Source organism: Shewanella sp. 30m-14, assembly GCF_052977125.1.
This window is the reverse complement of record NZ_JBRILW010000026.1, coordinates 19,640-36,700: the sequence shown is the minus strand read 5'-3', so window position 1 is coordinate 36,700 and position 17,061 is coordinate 19,640. Positions and strand designations below refer to the sequence as shown.

The following is a 17,061-nucleotide window of genomic DNA, read 5'->3' as shown; positions in this document are numbered from 1 at the left end:
AAATCTTGCACTTCTATGCGCATAAAAGCGTGTAGCTCTGAATGTATTTATGCGGAAGTGTGGATAGCTAGTTTAGCCACTAGCTTAAGCAAAGTTGAAAACTTCAGGTCACCATCAAACAACTCAACAGCCTTGATTGCTCCACCAGCAACAACACCGTAGAATCTCCCGCAATACTAATCAACACAAGCCGAGACGATTTAGTGGCTTTTATGAGTGATCAAATGACAAATACCAACTTCTCTTCAACCGCAGCCTTCATTTGGTCGGTCGCTGACCTGCTTCGTGGCGATTTCAAACAATCTCAATATGGGCGAGTTATCTTGCCTTTTACTCTTCTTCGTCGTCTTGAGTGTGTACTAGAAGAGAGTAAAGATACTGTCCTCATTCAAGCTGAAAAAGTTAAAGCGATGAACTTGCCTGAAGCTGCAGAAGAGAAAATGTTGCTTCCAGCGACAAAGTCCACAAGTAACCCGAAACCGCTATCGTTTTACAATACTTCGCCAATGAACCTTGGCAAGATGGGTCAGAAGGACATCAAAAAGAACTTAGAGACTTATATTCAATGTTTCTCTGCTGATGCGCGTGAAATTTTCGAGCACTTCAAATTTGATGAGTTTGTTGGCCTGTTAGAGGATGCGAACCTGTTATTCAAAGTCGTGAAGAAGTTTGCGACTACCGATCTTAGCCCAAGTAAAGTATCTAACCATGAAATGGGTTTAGTGTTTGAAGAGCTTATTCGCCGCTTTGCTGAAAGCTCAAATGAAACAGCGGGTGAGCACTTTACCCCACGTGACATCGTTCGCTTAACCACTTCGCTGGTATTTATGGAAGATGATGATGCACTGACTAAAGAAGGCATTATCCGTACCATTTACGACCCTACAGCGGGTACGGGTGGCTTCCTGTCTTCTGGTATGGAATATGTTCACGAACTGAACCCTAAAGCGGTGATGCGTGCCTTTGGTCAGGAGCTAAACCCTGAATCCTATGCCATCTGTAAAGCAGATATGCTGATTAAAGGGCAAAATGTTAGCCGTATCAAACTGGGTAATACCCTCTCTAATGACCAACTCCCCGCTGATAAATTTGATTACATGCTGTCTAACCCGCCATTTGGTGTCGATTGGAAAAAGATTGAAAGCGAGATAAAAACAGAGAATGAAGTAAAAGGCTTCGATGGTCGCTTTGGTGCGGGCTTGCCACGAGTGTCTGACGGATCTCTGCTGTTCTTGATGCACTTGATTAGTAAGATGCGCCCTGTTTCATTAAAAGAGCCGCACGCTGTTGACGGTAGTGTTACTGCTGGTGGTCGTATCGGTATTATCCTTAATGGTTCACCACTGTTTACAGGCGGTGCGGGTAGTGGTGAAAGTGAAATTCGTCGCTATATCCTTGAAACTGATTTACTTGAAGCCATCGTCGCGCTGCCAACCGACATGTTCTACAACACAGGTATTGCGACTTACGTATGGGTGCTAAGTAACAAGAAAACATCAGAACGTAAAGGCAAGGTTCAATTAATTGACGGCTCTAATCTGTGTGGCAAGATGCGAAAGTCACTAGGTTCAAAGCGTAAGGTGATGAGTGATGATGATATCAAAATCATTACCCGTAGCTTTGGTGACTTTGAAGTGGTTGATGCAACGCCACTTGAAGAGCTTGGGCTAGATAAACCAGTAGAGCAAAAATCAAACCGTGGACGCCAATCTGCCACAGCTAAAACAGAAGCACCTAAAACCTTCGCAAGCAAAATCTTTAATACTTATGAGTTTGGATATCGCCGCTTAACGATTGAGCGTCCGCTTCGCTTGTCTGCACAAATTACCGATGAAGCTGTTAAATCTCTTCGCTTTGCACCTAAGCCATTTAATGCAGTGATGGTATCTCTCTATGAAAAGTTTAGTGGAACTTGGACAGATGAAACATATGGTGAGTTTACAGATGTTGAAGCTGAAGCACGCGCCCTCATTAAACTTGACTTCCCTGAGCTTAAAGAGAAACAAATCAAAGATGTCTTAGATAGCATAGTTTGGACTTTCCAAAAATCACTAATGGAGCAAGCTCAGCTGCTACAAGTTGAGGTTGGTGAATCACTTGGTGGAAAAGAGCATCAAAGTGATGATTTTAATCAGTTTGAGCTGACCTTAAAAGGTGCATTTAAAGCGACTGGCATCAAGTTCTACCCCAAAGAGAAAAAGCAATTTATTGATGCAATAACATGGAAAAATCAAAGTGCTGAACGAGTGGTTAAAAAGATACTCAAAGCTGATGATCTAGACCCGTATTATGGAGCATTTGAGTATCAAGGTGATGTTAAAGGCTTAGTCGGTAAGGTTGTCGAGTTCCAGCAAGATGGCGATTTACGTGATAACGAGAACGTACCGCTTGAACCGTCCAAACATAACCATCAATTGATAGAGGGATACTTTGAGAAAGAGGTACTCCCTCACGTTACCGATGCATGGATCAATGCTGACAAGCGTGATGATAAAGATGGCGAGATTGGTATTGTTGGTTATGAAATCCCATTTAACCGCCATTTCTATGTTTTCTCAAACCCTAGGGGACTCGCTGGAGTTTCGTTACTAAAAGATATTGATAAAGACCTCGATGCTGTGAGCAAGGACATCATGAAGTTACTGCAAGAGGTACATTCATAATGACAGTCATGAGTGAAAAAGAAGCAGCCTTGAGCGGCTCGTCAAAGTATGTGGCATATCCAGAATATAAAGATTCTGGAATTGAGTGGTTGGGGAATATTCCACAACACTGGCAAGTCATTCCAGTGAAGTACTTGGCAACCCTAAACCCAAAAAAGTCCATTATTGATGAAACGTTGTTGAATAAAGAATGTCATTTCTTGCCAATGGAAAAACTGAAGTTGAATTCCATTATATTGAATGAAAAATGCTTAGTTAGTGATGTTTATAATGGATATACATACTTTGAAGACGATGATGTTCTTATGGCTAAAGTCACGCCATGTTTTGAAAATAAGAATATAGCAGTAGCCTCTGGGTTAATGAATGGCATTGGTTTTGGGTCTTCAGAAATCTATGTTCTTCGTGCTAGTGAGAGAGTAAATAACCGCTTTTTGTACTACCGACTACAAGAAGATAGCTTCATGGATATTGCAACAGCAGCTATGACAGGAGCTGGTGGTCTAAAGCGTGTGCCTTCAGATGTTGTAAATGGATATTGCCTTGCTACGCCAGAGTTTAGCGAGCAAACCCAAATCGCCAACTTCCTCGATCACGAAACCGCGAAAATCGACATCCTGATCGACAAGCAGCAACAACTTATCAAGCTGCTAAAAGAAAAGCGTCAAGCGGTGATTAGCCATGCGGTGACGCAGGGACTAAATCCTAATGCACCAATGAAAGATTCTGGTGTGGAGTGGTTGGGTGAAGTGCCTGAGCATTGGGTTGTGACCAAATTGAAATATCTATCATCTATTCAAGGTGGTTATGCATTTAGTAGTGACTCTTTTACAGAAGAAGGTGTACAGATTCTTCGCATTGGCAACGTTTATCAAAATAGACTTGCTCTAGAGCGTCAACCAACATTTGTTCCACAGAAAATGCTAAGTGAACTGGCTGACTTTAAAGTTCAGCAGAACGATATTCTCATGTCTTTAACTGGAACTTTAGGAAAGCGTGACTATGGGTTTGCTATTAAGGTTGAGCATTGTGATTGTTTTTTATTAAATCAACGAGTCGCTAAATTACTTCCATTTGCCTCAAAGATTGATTTGAATTTTCTAATTAATGTGTTGTGGTCAGAATCATATCTAACGCAGCTATATTCTTTACCATCAGGGACTAAGCAAGCAAATTTAGCAAATAGTGATGTTTTGGGAATCGTTGTTGCAATACCTCCGGAAAAAGAAGAACAAAGGAATATTGCGAACTATTTAAGTAAAAAGCTAGAACATTTTGATAAGACAATTGATAAAGCTCAAAATGCTATTGATTTGATGCAAGAGCGCCGCATAGCCCTAATCTCAGCCGCAGTTACAGGAAAAATCGACGTACGAAACTGGCAAGCACCAGCGGCTCAAGAAACGCAGCGGCAGGATGGTGATCAATGAGTAGTGTTTCAACTCAAGAGTGTACTTTCCAAGATGGCATTATTCGCTTGATAGTGGCGCATGGCAGCCTAGTGAGAAAGCCTGAAGGCTATAACCATGAATTTGCATTATATGATCGAGATAGCTTGGTATTGATTAAGGTTTTACGTAATGAAACCAAGTGATTTAAGCAAAACCATACATGACGATGCACCTCTAGCCTCTAAGCGGCGTTTGTTGGTTGGTCTATCTATGGTTCTCATTGCCATCTGTTTTACTGGTGCCAAGGTTTCTGAGGCTAATACTCTCTTTTTTAAAATCACCTTTGCCAATATGGATGGGATATTAAACCTATTATTAGTATCAACAGGCTTCTCGCTTTTTCGTTACTACTCTTACACCAGCATCTATCAGCAAGCCATCACAAAGGAATGGACAGATAAATTGCTAAAGCATTCATTTTTTTATGGGGCATGTGAGTATAGTGATCAGGAGGGAGGCTATATGGTTGATATAGCCCCTGCCTACGCGGGATACAATGATGATAATTTTAGGCATGATGATGAGTCATCATTGAGTGAATCGTTTCATGCAAACTGGTTTTTTAATGCTCAGATCTCATATGATTTATATACCCGAGATGGTGATGAAAAATATAGTCAGGTTTATCTACTGAATTTTAAAGACCCCAAAAGGTCAATCTATGCACTGGCCATTGTTTTCAAGTGCTGGTGGGATGCACAAGTAAGGTTTCGTGAGTCTTTAGATATCTATGCTCCATACTTGATCGCATTTACAGCTATAGGCTTGACTATTTATCCAATTTTGGCCGAGACAATTCCTAAGCTACTGACTTAGATAGTGCTGCCATGAAGTATCATGCTGACCATGGTCTAGACGAATTAAAATATAATTAAAGGATTGAAATGATAAAGGGAATTTACACTGGTAACTTACAGAAGTGGCAGCGAATTGTGGGCTTTGTGAAATTGGGTGACTATCCATCTTTGCCTTGCCCATACTGCAACGAAGAGCAGCTTGAATTAGAAACAAAGACTATTCAGTTTAGAAAGCTGTCTGAAGGTACGGCTGCAAAAGCTAGCCGTAAGTATCAGTCAGAAAAGTCGATGTCAGCTGAACAAGCGCAATCGACAAGCCAACAAATAATGGCGTCAGAATCGAACTTTTTTCTTAAGTTCCTCTTAGCTGCTGGAACCTATCATCAATACACCTCAAACCCCGCAAATGGTGAGCCAAACCTGTTTTGTGGTTTCTTTAGCTGTCAAAACTGTCAGCAGAGTGTTACTGCCTCTGGCCTGTATATGAGAAGTTTCTCTTTAGATAAGAAAGAGAAGCCACCAGCAATCAAGGTGGAGCACTTTTCACCTACCGTTCCGATTGTTTCCGTCTCCACTTTTACACCAGATAGTATTCAGGTTGAACTAAACGATGCGTTTAAGCACTTTCATTTCGATCCTGCATCATCGGCTTCAAAACTTCGTCGAGCCATAGAGTCATTCTGTGACGATATGCAGGTTAAAGGGAAAGGTCTTCATCAAAGAATATGTTCATTGAAAGAGCACTATCCTGAGATTGCAGAATATCTTGAACCACTCAAACTGGTGGGCAACGAAGGCACTCATGCGCACGATGTAACTGAAATTGATTTACTTCATGCTTTTGAAATTTTTAAGTTTGTACTGGAGATATACGATAGAAAAGCGCGTTACATTGCTACCAGAGACAATTACAAACAACTAGTACATAAATTTGGTAGTGACAAAATACAGCTGGCGATTGAAAGCAAAAGTCAGCTCACCGAAACGCCAAACTGAAGAGCGTTAATTCAAAATTATACAGACCAAGGTAAGGATTAGTAGGTGGATAAAAAGGATGTTTTAGATATCTACCGTGAGCAGTTTGCTTTCGAGATGGATAGAAAAAAAGATATCACGGCTCAAGCTCAGGTGAGGTTTGCGCTTATTGCTACTGGTGTCACGCTGATCATCTATATGGCACGAAATATAGAGCTAAAGATAGAGAGCAGTTTGTTGCTCATTTTTGGCGTGTTGGTTTTTATCAGCATTAGTCTGTTTGCTGTTGCGGCATTAAAACTGGCAAATGCCTTTTGGAACAATGAGTATACCTATCTTCCACCTATGGATGAGAGTGAGAAATACAGAAAAGCACTAGAGACTGATGATCAAAATCAGGCTGGAGTTTTTGAAGAATATCTCTTAGAAGAATACAGTGAATGTGCAGGAGCAAACTGTAAGACTAATAACCAACGTCAGCAAAAACTGTCGTCGATAGTAAGCCAATTAAAAGTCGCAGCTGTGCCGCTAGTCATCGCTGGTGGAATGTTTATATTGCTCGATTTGGATGCTTCGTCATCTAGAAAAATAACAGATGTTAATGTCATTGAATTGCAAAAAGTTACAGTTAAACAAGATGAAGTTTTGGGGGCTAATAGATGAGTGAAGATGAAAACAATACTCAACCAGTTAAAATGAGTTCAGCCATCAAGCGACCAAAGCGTCAAAAAGTGATTGAGCTGAAGAAAGCGTGCGATATTGATATGGATTGCTCTGTACAGTTTATGTCCTTAAAGAGTGTTAAAGCTGAATCAGTAAAGGTTGGTAAAAAAGAGGCTTCGACTATAAAACATGAGCCAACTTTAGAACGAGTATTTCAAGATGACATCATTCGCCAAATGGTGGCGAATGGTTGGGTTGAGGGTAAGCCAGAAGGTTATAACCGCGAATCAGCTCTATATGAGCAAGATGTACTGGCATTTGTGAAAGAAACCCAGCCAAAAGAGTGGCAAAAGCTTTGTAAGGTTTACCCTAGCGAATCAGAACGTCACTTTTTAGAAGCACTGGTTGCGCAGCTTAAAAAAGCAGACGTGAATGCAACAGATCAAGCATCACGTACCTATGGCACCTTAGGTGTGCTTCGTCACGATCTTAAAATCCGTAATGCACGTTTCTCTTTGTGCCAGTTTAAGCCTGAACATAGCCTAAACCCTGAAACCTTAGCGCGTTATCAGCAGAACATATGCCGTGTTGTACCTGAGCTAGTTTATAGCCCGTATGCGACCAAGGAGCATTTAGAAGCGACGGGTAAGAAGGCCAAAAGATGGCGTATTGATTTAGTTTTATTTGTTAATGGCTTACCCGTTTCGACATTAGAGCTTAAGTCTGAGTTCAAGCAATCGGTTGAGAACGCCATTAAGCAATACAAACGTACTCGTCTATCTAAAGACCCAGTGACTAAGAAAGTGGAACCTCTGCTGAGCTTTAAGCGTGGTGCCTTAGTGCATTTCGCCGTGAGTCAATATGAAGTCTATATGGCAACTAAATTAGAGGGGGATGACACCTTCTTTTTGCCATTTAATAAGGGGACTGAAGAGGGCGGAGCGGGTAATGATGTACCTGAAGATGAAAACAGTTACGCCACAGATTATCTGTGGAATGAAGTATTAGTCCCTGACAACTTACTCAATATCCTTGGTCGCTTTGTTCATCTTCAAATTGAAGAGAAAGAAGATTGGGAAGGTCGTAAGTACAAGAAAGAGGCGCTTATCTTTCCGCGTTACCATCAGTGGGATGTAGTGACTCAGTTGATTGATGCAGCAATCAAAGAAGGGACTGGTAACAAGTACCTTGTGCAGCACAGTGCAGGTTCGGGTAAGTCAAACTCTATTGCATGGACAGCACATCAACTTTCTACCTTGTACGATGCTGAAGGTAACAAGCAGTTCCACTCAGTCATTGTGGTGACAGATAGAACCGTGCTTGATGATCAGCTGCAAGATACTATTTACCAGTTTGAACATGCAGATGGTGTAGTTGGGCGTATTAATAATAAAGAAGGTGATGGCTCTAAATCAGAGAAGTTGGCTTCAGCTCTAGAAAACTCTCAGCCTATCATCATCGTAACGATTCAGACCTTCCCGCATGTTTTAAGAGCAATTGAAAACAGCACCAGCTTGAAAGAGTGTAAATACGCCGTAATTGCTGATGAGGCACATTCCTCGCAAACAGGCGATACGGCTCGTAAGCTAAAAGAAGTGCTAATGATAGAAGAGGCCGATGATGATATAGAGTTGTCATCGGAAGACATTCTTGATTCGGTTGTGGCTGCTCGAAGAGGCAATAGTAACCTTAACTATTATGCCTTTACTGCGACCCCAAAATCTAAAACCATAGAAACGTTTGGGCGATTACCAAAGCCAGAGCTTCCGCCGTCAAAGCAGAATAAGCCAGAAGCGTATCATGTGTATTCAATGCGCCAAGCCATTGAAGAAGGCTTTATTCTTGATGTGTTAAAGAACTACACCAACTATAAGGTCATGTACCAATTAGCACAGAAGGTGGAAGCTGCTGATCAAGAAGTCGACAGTAAGAAAGCCAAGGTGAAGTTGAATCAATGGGTGCGCTTGCACGATCACAACATATCACAAAAGGTGAAAGTGATTGTTGAGCACTTTAAAGATAACGTGATGGGCTTATTAGGTGGACAGGCAAAGGCAATGGTCGTGACCAGCTCTCGTAAAGAGGCTGTACGTTACAAGCTGGCTTTTGATAAGTACGTAGCAGATGCGCTTGCTGAGAAGAAAACTGGCTATGAAGCAATTCGGGCTATGGTGGCTTTCTCTGGCGAAATTGAGTTCAATGATAATGATCCTGATAGTTTTGCATTTATGGATCAGAAGTTCACCGAAAGAAATATGAACCCAGACCTAAAAGGTCGGGATATGCGTAAAGCTTTCGATAGTGATGATTATCAAGTCATGCTGGTGGCAAACAAGTTCCAAACGGGGTTTGATCAGCCGAAGCTATGTGCCATGTATGTTGATAAGAAATTAGGCGGCGTAGAGTGCGTTCAAACGCTTTCTCGTCTTAACCGTATTTATCCGAGCAAAGCAGAGACTGGCACCTTCGTATTAGATTTCTACAATGAGCCAGATGACATTTTGGCTGCCTTCCAGCCCTATTTTCAAACTGCAGAATTGGCGGATGTAACTGACCCTAATATGGTGTTTGACCTGTATGAGAAGCTGCGCACTAGTGGCATCTTCGTATGGTCTGAAGTGGAGCAGTTCTGCGAAGCCTTTTTCACTAAGAATAAATCCAATGCGGCGATTAGTAATATTTGTCATCCAGCCAAAGAGCGTTGGCAAAAGCGTTATACATCAGCAGTAGAGGCTTACATAAAAGCTAAAGAGATGTTTGAACGTACAAAGAAGACGGGCGATGCAGTTCTAATTGCTAATGCTGAAAATAGCTTTAAGGATTGTAAGCAGGAGAAAGACCGACTTGAGATATTCAAGAAGGATCTTGGCAGCTTTACTCGCTTCTATGAGTTTATGTCTCAGCTGGTGGATTATGATGATAAAGAGCTAGAAAAGCTTAGCTTATATGCTCGTCACTTGCGCCCGTTGCTACGGGAAAAGGTGATTGAAGAAGATGAGTTAGACTTAGACAACGTAGTGATGAGTCACTACCGACTATCTAAAATCCGTCAGCAAGATATCAAGCTCAAAGAAGATGCGCCCGATTACCAATTAGAACCGAGTACTGATATCGGTACTGCCAAGGCTAAGGATAAGCAGGAAGAGTTACTATCTTTTGTCCTAGAAAAGCTCAATGAAGCATTTGCAAATGAAAACTTATCAGATGGTGACTTAATTAATACCGTTCGTAAATGGAGTGAGAAGGTCAGAGAAAACGAGACTGTTATGGCTCAGATTAAGAACAACACTAGAGCTCAAGCCATGCTTGGCGACTTCCCTGTAGCGAGTGATGAAGCTGTTATGGCGAGTTCAAGTGCTGAACAAGAGATGATGCTGAAATACTTGAGCGATCCGTCTACTCGTCAGAGTGTATTAGAAGTCATGTTTGATATGCTCAATGAACACCGAGTTTAGTATGGATTAGAGGAATTGAGACTAGCTAGTAGCATAGTAGGCTTATTAGCTTAATAAACAGCACTCAAATGAGTGCTGTTTTAGTTTGGGAATATTGGCTAGCGGTACTGGGTTCTGCGGTACTTTTTCCAGTTACGCTGCTCTTTAGTATGGTAGCCATTTATCGTATCGATACCGTGAGGAAAGCAGTGGGAGCATCCCACCTCTTCACCAATACAGCACTGTGAAGCTTGACGTGGCAAATTTTAATTGGCCACTACACAGATTTATACTGAAACCTCTTAAGTACTTCAGCTTTTATTTCATGTGGTTATAACGTTCGCATAGCTGTAAAGTGCTTTCACCAAGTGAGAAAGAAATTAGCTTTTGTTTGATAATTTCAGGTGTAGATCGACTATCTCCGGAAAGGAAATACACTATATCGTATAAAATAGATGCAGCATTAGAGTGTTTTGCTTCAAGCTCATGGACGATTTCATATAGATTGTTGCTTTTCTCTTCAAGCAAATCTTGATTCATTTGATAAAGCTCTTTTGTGCCCTCTGAAGGTGAAAGAGATATAAGTTTTTTCTTAATAATCTTAGGCGATAATATGATGAAACCTTCGTTTATATATTTAACTAGGTTGTAGAGAAAGGATGCCGCCGCAGGGTGTTCACCTCTTAGTTCTGCTGAGACTCTATATAGTTCGCAGCTATGACGTTCAAGTATTTCAGCATTCATGTAGCAAATTTCTTCTGGCGTAAATTTCATTTTTTCTCCTCTTGTCGAATAGGTAGATTGATTTATCTAAATTGGATGAGCAAATCCTATGTTTGGTAATTGTGTGCAAAATCACCTGATTTTTTAAAACTCCTGAAATTTTGTTGATTCGAACTATTTTTGCTACGCGCGCGGTGTTTCATCGCGTTTATTTTTAGAAAAACCTCTAACCTGTCCATTGATTTATAGCCTCTTCTCGCTCTGATTCAGCCTCGGTGATTTTTGTAAATATTGGCTCCGGATTAGCTAAAAACATGAAGCAATAGGTGTCGGATCTATCGGGGGATTTGATGTTGTGTTTTTCCCTCATTTCTTTCTTTGCACATACTACCCATTGACCTAGTTCATTGAGGTGGACTGGTAAACGGGATATCTGGCTTTTAGTCAGTTCGGAGCCATCAATCTGCATTCTTCCGGTCTTTATCGCATCGCGCATCATGATGTGACTATAGGCTCGTTGGTTGATGAAGCGGCTTTTCTCGTTATGATTAAAGACAGGTTTTCCCCATCGGACCTCTTGAACGTTTAAACCGAGTTCTAAGGCTATTTTTACAGTCGAGAAGCCAACGCCATCACCATCAATTAAAATGCTGATATTTTGGCTCTCATAGGGCTCTACATACCTTTTTATCTCGTAGGCGAAGTCTATAGGATCTATATCTGCACGCATTTCGATAATGGAATGGGAGACCACTAGCCGAGTATTTGCAGGTTCTAGCGATACCTTGCAGATATTGATTACTGATTTGTCTCTACCATTTCCAACATCACACGCAGCAACCCAGCCCCATTGGCCATCAATTAGCGTTGGCGAGCTTCTTGCTGCACGCTCACAGTCGGTTCTGCTAAGTAGGTAACCATCCATATTGTCGGGGAAGTGCCCTAACACCTTTATCTGGTATTCGGGTGAATCTTCCCCACCGTAAGAGATCAATTTCTCACCGATAAACTCGGGTGTTACAAGTGGTGATTCTTCAGAGTTTAAGGTGATTGCAGCCCAGATCCCGCTTGGGTTATCGGTTGTTTTAGCTAGCCTATGGTGAGTATCGTAAAAGAAGCCTGATGTTCGAGTCGGCTGACTTAGTAAGCACATATTGTTGTTGGCTTCGGTTAGTGCTGAACTCAACACGTTTAGGGCTTTGTCCGATAAACCACTAGCTTCATCAACAACTACGAGGTAGGTATGACAATGCTCACCAGCTAACGCTTCTTCATTGCCCTGACGAGCAGATTTAGCAATGCAGCTCCATATACCTTTATAGCCGATTGCGTAGAACTCGCGTTCGTTCAAATCGAAGTAGCGCTCTATCCAAGGAATGTTGCGACAGAGAGCTTTGAAGTTGATTTTAAGGTACTTCCAAATAACATTACGTACTTGAGCTGCGTTATTTGCAACCACTACCACTCTGCTTTCAGGGTTTAAGATGATAAAAGCTAGAATGATAATACTGGTCATATCGCTTTTGCCTGTACCGTGGCCACTAGATACAGATACTCTTGCACCTTGCTTTTGAATTGCTGAGATAATCTGTCTTTGTTGCCAAGTAGGGCTTTTCCCCACTAATACAGAGGCAAAGCCAACCCAGTCGTATTGGAACATGACTAAGAGTTCTATATAGCGGGGATCTGCTAGGATCGTTTTTAACTTTTTCAATTATTGTCCTCGCTAGGTTCTGAGTTATTAAAAAGATGCTGATTAATTCTTTGCTTCTCTTTTGATACTGCCTGCTGACGCAATTTAATCTGCTCCTCTTCTGCAGCAATAGTGACTTTGTAGTCTTCGAGTTTTTCAAATATTTGTTCCCGACTTAGGTTTTCATGATCGGTATCGGTTTGTTGTGCTGATAGTTCGATAGATAGCATCCGTTGTACGTAGTCAGGTAATTCGCCTAGCTGGTGGACTTCAAATTGATATGCGACATCACTAGCTGAACACTTTCCTTTATAGAGTTTATTTAGCCAACGGTTGCGACTATTGATAAGTTGAACTGAGCCCGTTTTTGCAAGCGATGAATCAAGCACTTTTTGGATCTGAGGAACAAGCTTTGCGGTTCTATCTGCGCAAGAAAGAACGACACTTAGCGCTACAGAGTCTTCCCCTTCGGTGATTAACCTTGTTATTACCTCTTGGCCTAGCAGTGTGATATTAGAAAGTTGTCCTTTTAACACACCAAGTTCAAAGCCCAGATCATTATCTAAAATAGAGCCAAGTAGCTCCTCTGGTATCTTGTTAGAGAAACCTCCATGAACGAGAGCAGCGCGGTTGTTACTTTGGAATTGTGAACGCCGAGTTTTGGGGTCAATGATGTAGCCTGTGTTTTGTTTAGTCTTTTTAGTCTTTTTCATTGTCCACCTCCCTCGTTGCTTAGTTTATTTAAGTTAATCAGCTCATAAATCGATATAGGTAAATCGTTAACAGAAAATCAGCCCTGTGTTCGGGTTGGTTTTCCATTAACTTTGCTATTAAATCATTGGTTTTTGGAAGGTGCGTATTTTGTGGGTTTTTAAGTATGTAGCTTTAGGGTCTACAAGCAGCTGAACATTATGTCTTTCTATATTTCTCTTTGGTCAGGATCACGCATGACCCTAAGCATTGTTTTGAAGCTCAATTAATGTGAGCCTCCTTATTCTTTGAGGTTAGTGCCACCAGCATTGGCCACCTTAAAAGTGTTGGCTGAACGTCATCTTGTTTAGGCTTTATGTTTTGTGCGGCCAAAGTAATAACTTTTGGCTAAAGCGGGGTTGTTCTCTTTAGTCCAATTTTTGGCTAAATAACTGAGCCTGTATAACGCGGCTTGAATACTGCTTAAGTTGTTAGGTTTAATCATGTAGGTGCAATTTTCAGGGAAATGGATATTGATATCGATGATTAGCTCTTGCGCCTTTTTCGCTAGATCGAATGTCCTTTTACTGCTCCTGACTTTTTGCCCGTCCAATAAGACAAAACAATGGTAGTGGCACTTATCATCATATCGGTTTTGCTCCCTGACCCAGCCAAACTCTGCCTTAGAGTTATAATGTGATTTAAGGTGCTTCTGAATGTAGCTTCTTAGCTTACTGATGATTTGATTGTCGGGTAATGAATCATATAATGAGACATCGAAGCGGATCACTAATACTTTAGAGTGCCATGAGATATAGGCCATTAAAGTGCTGTACAGGGCGTTGAGAAGTTTGCGGTTTAACCCTTCAGGGAATTGCATTACTTTCCATCTGATCCCACCCAGAACAACATCTTTAGCTTTATCTGTATAGTGTAAATGTTCCAGTGCATCTTCTATTTCAGGTGTACTTATTAAGAGTAAAGACATAATAATATTTAAAACCTAGTTCATTTAGTGAGCGCCTTGCTTTCAAGGCCGCATGGTTGTGGACTTCAAGACTGATTTTTTCGTTTTTTTAGGTTTGATAAAGCACTATAACAGCCCATTTTGTCTCATCCTTACCCTTGAAAAAGGGCAACACATTGCCCTCTTCTAATTGGTCGAACGCTACAGCTGTTAGCGAACTTCCCACTTTTCATATTCCGATATACTGACAAACCATTCATTCTGGTCTTTAAAGGCTTTAGGCGCATCTGTGGCTTGTCTTAGCCAATTTCTGATGGTCTTAGTACTTTTGCCTAGTCGAGTTGCGATTTGAGCCACTGTGAGCACTTGTTCAACGGTATGGGTTGAGGCGACTAATTGGCACAGCCTGACTTTTCTATTGTTTCCAGTCTCAGCATTAAGTGATTTAGTCATGGCTTGCTCCCACTTGTTTAAGCTCTGCTATTGGGCGAGAACGCACCCAAGCTAGGATCTCTGTTAACTTCCAGCCATTGGCGTTGTTACCTAGCTTTAGGTGTTTGGGGAATAGGCCTTGGCGCTCTAGTTGAAAGGCGTGGGCTCGACTAACCGATGTGATGAACCTGCGTTGCTGCTCATTGATGATAGGTTCATTAATACTGTCTTCGATTGATGGGGTGAATATCGATGTTTGCATTTGTTTCTCCTCGGCTCCAAAGGGCTTTATTGCTCTTGGTTGAAGGATTTTGCTTAGCTTGCAAGTAAAAACTAAATTTTAGAGCGTTTTAGTGTTTTGGACTGTCTTGGAGAGGAATAGCGGGGAAGATAGCTGAGTTTGAGTTATACATTGTATAACTATTTAGGTTGTTTTTAGGGGAGATGCTGGTGGTTAAGCGGTTAGGTATCACCACCAGCAAATCAGCTATTTTTTACTTTTGAGTTAATTGCCATTGCTCAAACTTAAGCGGGCACCAGCCAATGGTTCGATAGTTTTGATATACAGGCGCTATCAGCTTACGAGCTTTTACCCATCGATGGATCGTTGCGCGACTCTTATGCAATTTCGTGCACATCTCTGTAATGCTAATAAGCGGCATAATCTCAATTTGTGGCGAGTGTACAGCGCCTTTGGCGATAATCATAATGCGGCCTCCTGCTTATGATTATCTAATGACACTACAGCATCTCTAGATTTTACCCACTCTAGCAATTCTGAGAGCAACCAACCTACGGAGCGGTTAGAGATTTTTCTGCGACTAGGGAATAGGCCTTTGCGTTCTAGTTGGAAGGCTTCAGATCTACTTACTGAGGTGATGAGCTTTCGCTCTTTCTCTTTAACCATTCGGTCAAACACTAATTCATTTGTTGCACCGATATCCGTTAAAGTTAAATTGACGTTTTTCATTGGTATTTCCTCGTATTCATAGCGCTTGATTGCGCGGATATGGATTTTGAGGAGAGTGCAAGTAAAAACGAAATTTTAGGGCTTTTTAGCAAATGAAGGGTTTTAGCATGAAAAGTGGCAGATCTTTTCACATGATATTTTTTATGGGTGAAACAGGGGAAACTTAGAGGGGGAAAGGGCTAGGGCAACAAAACAACGGGGGTACATATGGGGGTACATATAAGCAAAAACGGGCTTTTTGTCGCCAAAAAACCCGTTCCTATACAACACGTTAAGACGTAAGTCTTAGTTCATGCCGTATTTCTTTAATTTCTTGCGTAGCGTACCACGGTTGATACCTAGCATGTTGGCAGCACGAGTCTGGTTGCCACGAGTGTGTTGCATGATGATATCTAGCAGAGGTGCTTCAACTTCGCTTAACACCATTTCATATACTTCTTCAGCTTCTTGCCCGTCCATTTGAGCGAAAAAGTTGGTGACAGCACGCTTTACCGCATCACGTAGTAATTGTGGCTTAATAGCGCCACTTGCGGTTTCGATTTTGCCAACAGTAAGTGGGTGAACTTCAGTGTGAGTAGTCTGATCAAACATTCGTATTCTGCTCTTTATTAATATGCAACAAATTCATCAAAATAGCGTTCCACCATGGAACATTGTTCTTCAACGGTTTCGAGTCGATTAAACTCGCTTCGAAATGGCCGTTGTTGTTCTTGGTCTAGGTACCAGCCAACATGCTTTCTTGCGAAGCGGATGCCCTTATAATCGCCATACAAGTTGTACAGTAACTTAAGGTGTTCAAGCATAACTTGACGCTTTTCATCCATCTCAACGGGCGCTAGCTTTTTACCTGTATCCAGGTAATGTTGGATTTCCCTAAATATCCAAGGTCGTCCTTGAGCTCCTCGTCCAATCATCAGGGCATCCACACCAGTATAATCCAGCACAAAACGTGCTTTCTCTGGGGTTAAAATGTCTCCATTGGCGACAACGGGTATCGAGATCTGTTTTTTAATTGCTTTAATTGTGTCGTACTCGGCATCGCCTTTGTACATGCACTGCTTCGTTCTGCCGTGAACGGCTAATGAAGCAATACCGCAATCTTCTGCAATCTGGGCGATATGAACACCATTCCTGTGCTCTGGAGCCCATCCCGTTCGAATTTTTAGCGTCACCGGAACATCAACTGCTGCCACCACCGCACGTAGAATTGCTTCTACCTGAGCTGGATCTTGCAATAAAGCCGACCCTGCGAGCTTCTTATTCACTTTCTTTGCTGGACAGCCCATATTGATATCAATGATCTGTGCCCCTTGTTGTACGTTGACAACAGCGGCATTGGCCATTAACTCAGGATCTGAACCCGCAATCTGAACCGAACGTATTCCGTCTTCACCTGCGTGTGTCATACGCAAGCGGCTTTTATCGGTATCCCAAACATCAGGATTAGATGAAAGCATCTCCGACACGGCTAAGGCTGCGCCATAACGTAGACAGAGATTTCTAAAGGGTTGGTCTGTGACGCCTGCCATTGGGGCCACGATCAACTGATTTTTCAGGCGATAGGGTCCAATCTGCATTTATCAAAACACCTTGCTCGTCAAAG

Annotated in this window: 18 protein-coding genes; 7 read left to right on the top strand and 11 right to left on the bottom strand. The window is 41.8% G+C overall.

Annotated features, from left to right (window positions below; genetic code table 11):
• Window positions 1-224: 224 nt before the first annotated feature.
• The 7 genes from ACVBIU_RS17055 to ACVBIU_RS17025 all read left to right on the top strand — a co-directional run bounded on the left by ACVBIU_RS17055 (window position 225) and on the right by ACVBIU_RS17025 (window position 10,004).
• Window positions 225-2,663, top strand: a complete 2,439-nt coding sequence (locus ACVBIU_RS17055) for a type I restriction-modification system subunit M (protein ID WP_447164365.1) — start codon at window positions 225-227, stop codon at window positions 2,661-2,663.
• An 8-nt stretch (window positions 2,664-2,671) separates the two neighbouring features.
• Window positions 2,672-4,093, top strand: a complete 1,422-nt coding sequence (locus tag ACVBIU_RS17050) for a restriction endonuclease subunit S (protein WP_447164366.1) — start codon at window positions 2,672-2,674, stop codon at window positions 4,091-4,093.
• Window positions 4,090-4,257 carry a hypothetical protein gene (locus ACVBIU_RS17045; RefSeq protein WP_447164367.1) on the top strand — a complete coding sequence of 56 codons (168 nt, stop codon included), beginning with the start codon at window positions 4,090-4,092 and terminating at the stop codon, window positions 4,255-4,257. Before ACVBIU_RS17050 ends, ACVBIU_RS17045 begins: the two co-directional genes overlap by 4 nt.
• A complete protein-coding gene (locus tag ACVBIU_RS17040; RefSeq protein ID WP_447164368.1) occupies window positions 4,244-4,930 on the top strand; it encodes a hypothetical protein in 687 nt (228 codons plus the stop codon). The genes ACVBIU_RS17045 and ACVBIU_RS17040 overlap by 14 nt, the downstream gene beginning before the upstream one ends.
• Window positions 4,931-4,998: 68 nt before the next feature.
• Window positions 4,999-5,907, top strand: coding sequence for a DUF4145 domain-containing protein (locus ACVBIU_RS17035; RefSeq protein ID WP_447164369.1), 909 nt, complete (start codon window positions 4,999-5,001; stop codon window positions 5,905-5,907).
• Window positions 5,908-5,952: 45 nt separating this feature from the next.
• Window positions 5,953-6,549: a hypothetical protein gene (locus ACVBIU_RS17030; RefSeq protein ID WP_447164370.1), complete on the top strand. Its 597-nt coding sequence runs from the start codon at window positions 5,953-5,955 to the stop codon at window positions 6,547-6,549.
• 236 nt (window positions 6,550-6,785) lie between these two features.
• Window positions 6,786-10,004 (top strand): type I restriction endonuclease subunit R, encoded by a 3,219-nt coding sequence (locus ACVBIU_RS17025; RefSeq protein WP_447164386.1) that lies wholly within the window; start codon window positions 6,786-6,788, stop codon window positions 10,002-10,004.
• Between the two features lie 98 nt (window positions 10,005-10,102).
• Here the strand turns inward: ACVBIU_RS17025 and ACVBIU_RS17020 are convergent, their stop codons facing one another.
• The 11 genes from ACVBIU_RS17020 to dusB form a co-directional block, all read right to left on the bottom strand.
• Window positions 10,103-10,246 (bottom strand): hypothetical protein, encoded by a 144-nt coding sequence (locus tag ACVBIU_RS17020; protein ID WP_447164371.1) that lies wholly within the window; start codon window positions 10,244-10,246, stop codon window positions 10,103-10,105.
• A gap of 55 nt (window positions 10,247-10,301) precedes the next feature.
• Window positions 10,302-10,757 carry a hypothetical protein gene (locus ACVBIU_RS17015; protein WP_447164372.1) on the bottom strand — a complete coding sequence of 152 codons (456 nt, stop codon included), beginning with the start codon at window positions 10,755-10,757 and terminating at the stop codon, window positions 10,302-10,304.
• A 175-nt stretch (window positions 10,758-10,932) separates the two neighbouring features.
• Window positions 10,933-12,420 carry a protein PacB gene (locus ACVBIU_RS17010; protein WP_447164373.1) on the bottom strand — a complete coding sequence of 496 codons (1,488 nt, stop codon included), beginning with the start codon at window positions 12,418-12,420 and terminating at the stop codon, window positions 10,933-10,935.
• Complete coding sequence (locus ACVBIU_RS17005; protein WP_447164374.1) at window positions 12,417-13,112, bottom strand: hypothetical protein; 696 nt, start codon at window positions 13,110-13,112, stop codon at window positions 12,417-12,419. Before ACVBIU_RS17005 ends, ACVBIU_RS17010 begins: the two co-directional genes overlap by 4 nt.
• 344 nt (window positions 13,113-13,456) lie before the next feature.
• On the bottom strand, window positions 13,457-14,077 hold the full coding sequence (locus tag ACVBIU_RS17000; RefSeq protein ID WP_447164375.1) for a YagK/YfjJ domain-containing protein: 621 nt from the start codon (window positions 14,075-14,077) through the stop codon (window positions 13,457-13,459).
• Between the two features lie 189 nt (window positions 14,078-14,266).
• The gene (locus ACVBIU_RS16995; protein ID WP_447164376.1) at window positions 14,267-14,509 is read right to left on the bottom strand and encodes a hypothetical protein; all 243 of its coding nucleotides are present in this window, start codon (window positions 14,507-14,509) and stop codon (window positions 14,267-14,269) included.
• The gene (locus ACVBIU_RS16990) at window positions 14,502-14,750 is read right to left on the bottom strand and encodes a helix-turn-helix transcriptional regulator (RefSeq protein WP_447164377.1); all 249 of its coding nucleotides are present in this window, start codon (window positions 14,748-14,750) and stop codon (window positions 14,502-14,504) included. The genes ACVBIU_RS16995 and ACVBIU_RS16990 overlap by 8 nt, the downstream gene beginning before the upstream one ends.
• 232 nt (window positions 14,751-14,982) lie before the next feature.
• Window positions 14,983-15,195, bottom strand: coding sequence for a helix-turn-helix transcriptional regulator (locus ACVBIU_RS16985; RefSeq protein WP_447164378.1), 213 nt, complete (start codon window positions 15,193-15,195; stop codon window positions 14,983-14,985).
• Window positions 15,192-15,458, bottom strand: a complete 267-nt coding sequence (locus tag ACVBIU_RS16980; protein WP_447164379.1) for an AlpA family phage regulatory protein — start codon at window positions 15,456-15,458, stop codon at window positions 15,192-15,194. Before ACVBIU_RS16980 ends, ACVBIU_RS16985 begins: the two co-directional genes overlap by 4 nt.
• 285 nt (window positions 15,459-15,743) lie before the next feature.
• Window positions 15,744-16,049 carry a DNA-binding transcriptional regulator Fis gene (gene fis / locus ACVBIU_RS16975; RefSeq protein ID WP_012153658.1) on the bottom strand — a complete coding sequence of 102 codons (306 nt, stop codon included), beginning with the start codon at window positions 16,047-16,049 and terminating at the stop codon, window positions 15,744-15,746.
• Window positions 16,050-16,066: 17 nt separating this feature from the next.
• A complete protein-coding gene (gene dusB, locus ACVBIU_RS16970; protein ID WP_447164380.1) occupies window positions 16,067-17,035 on the bottom strand; it encodes a tRNA dihydrouridine synthase DusB in 969 nt (322 codons plus the stop codon).
• Window positions 17,036-17,061: the final 26 nt, after the last annotated feature.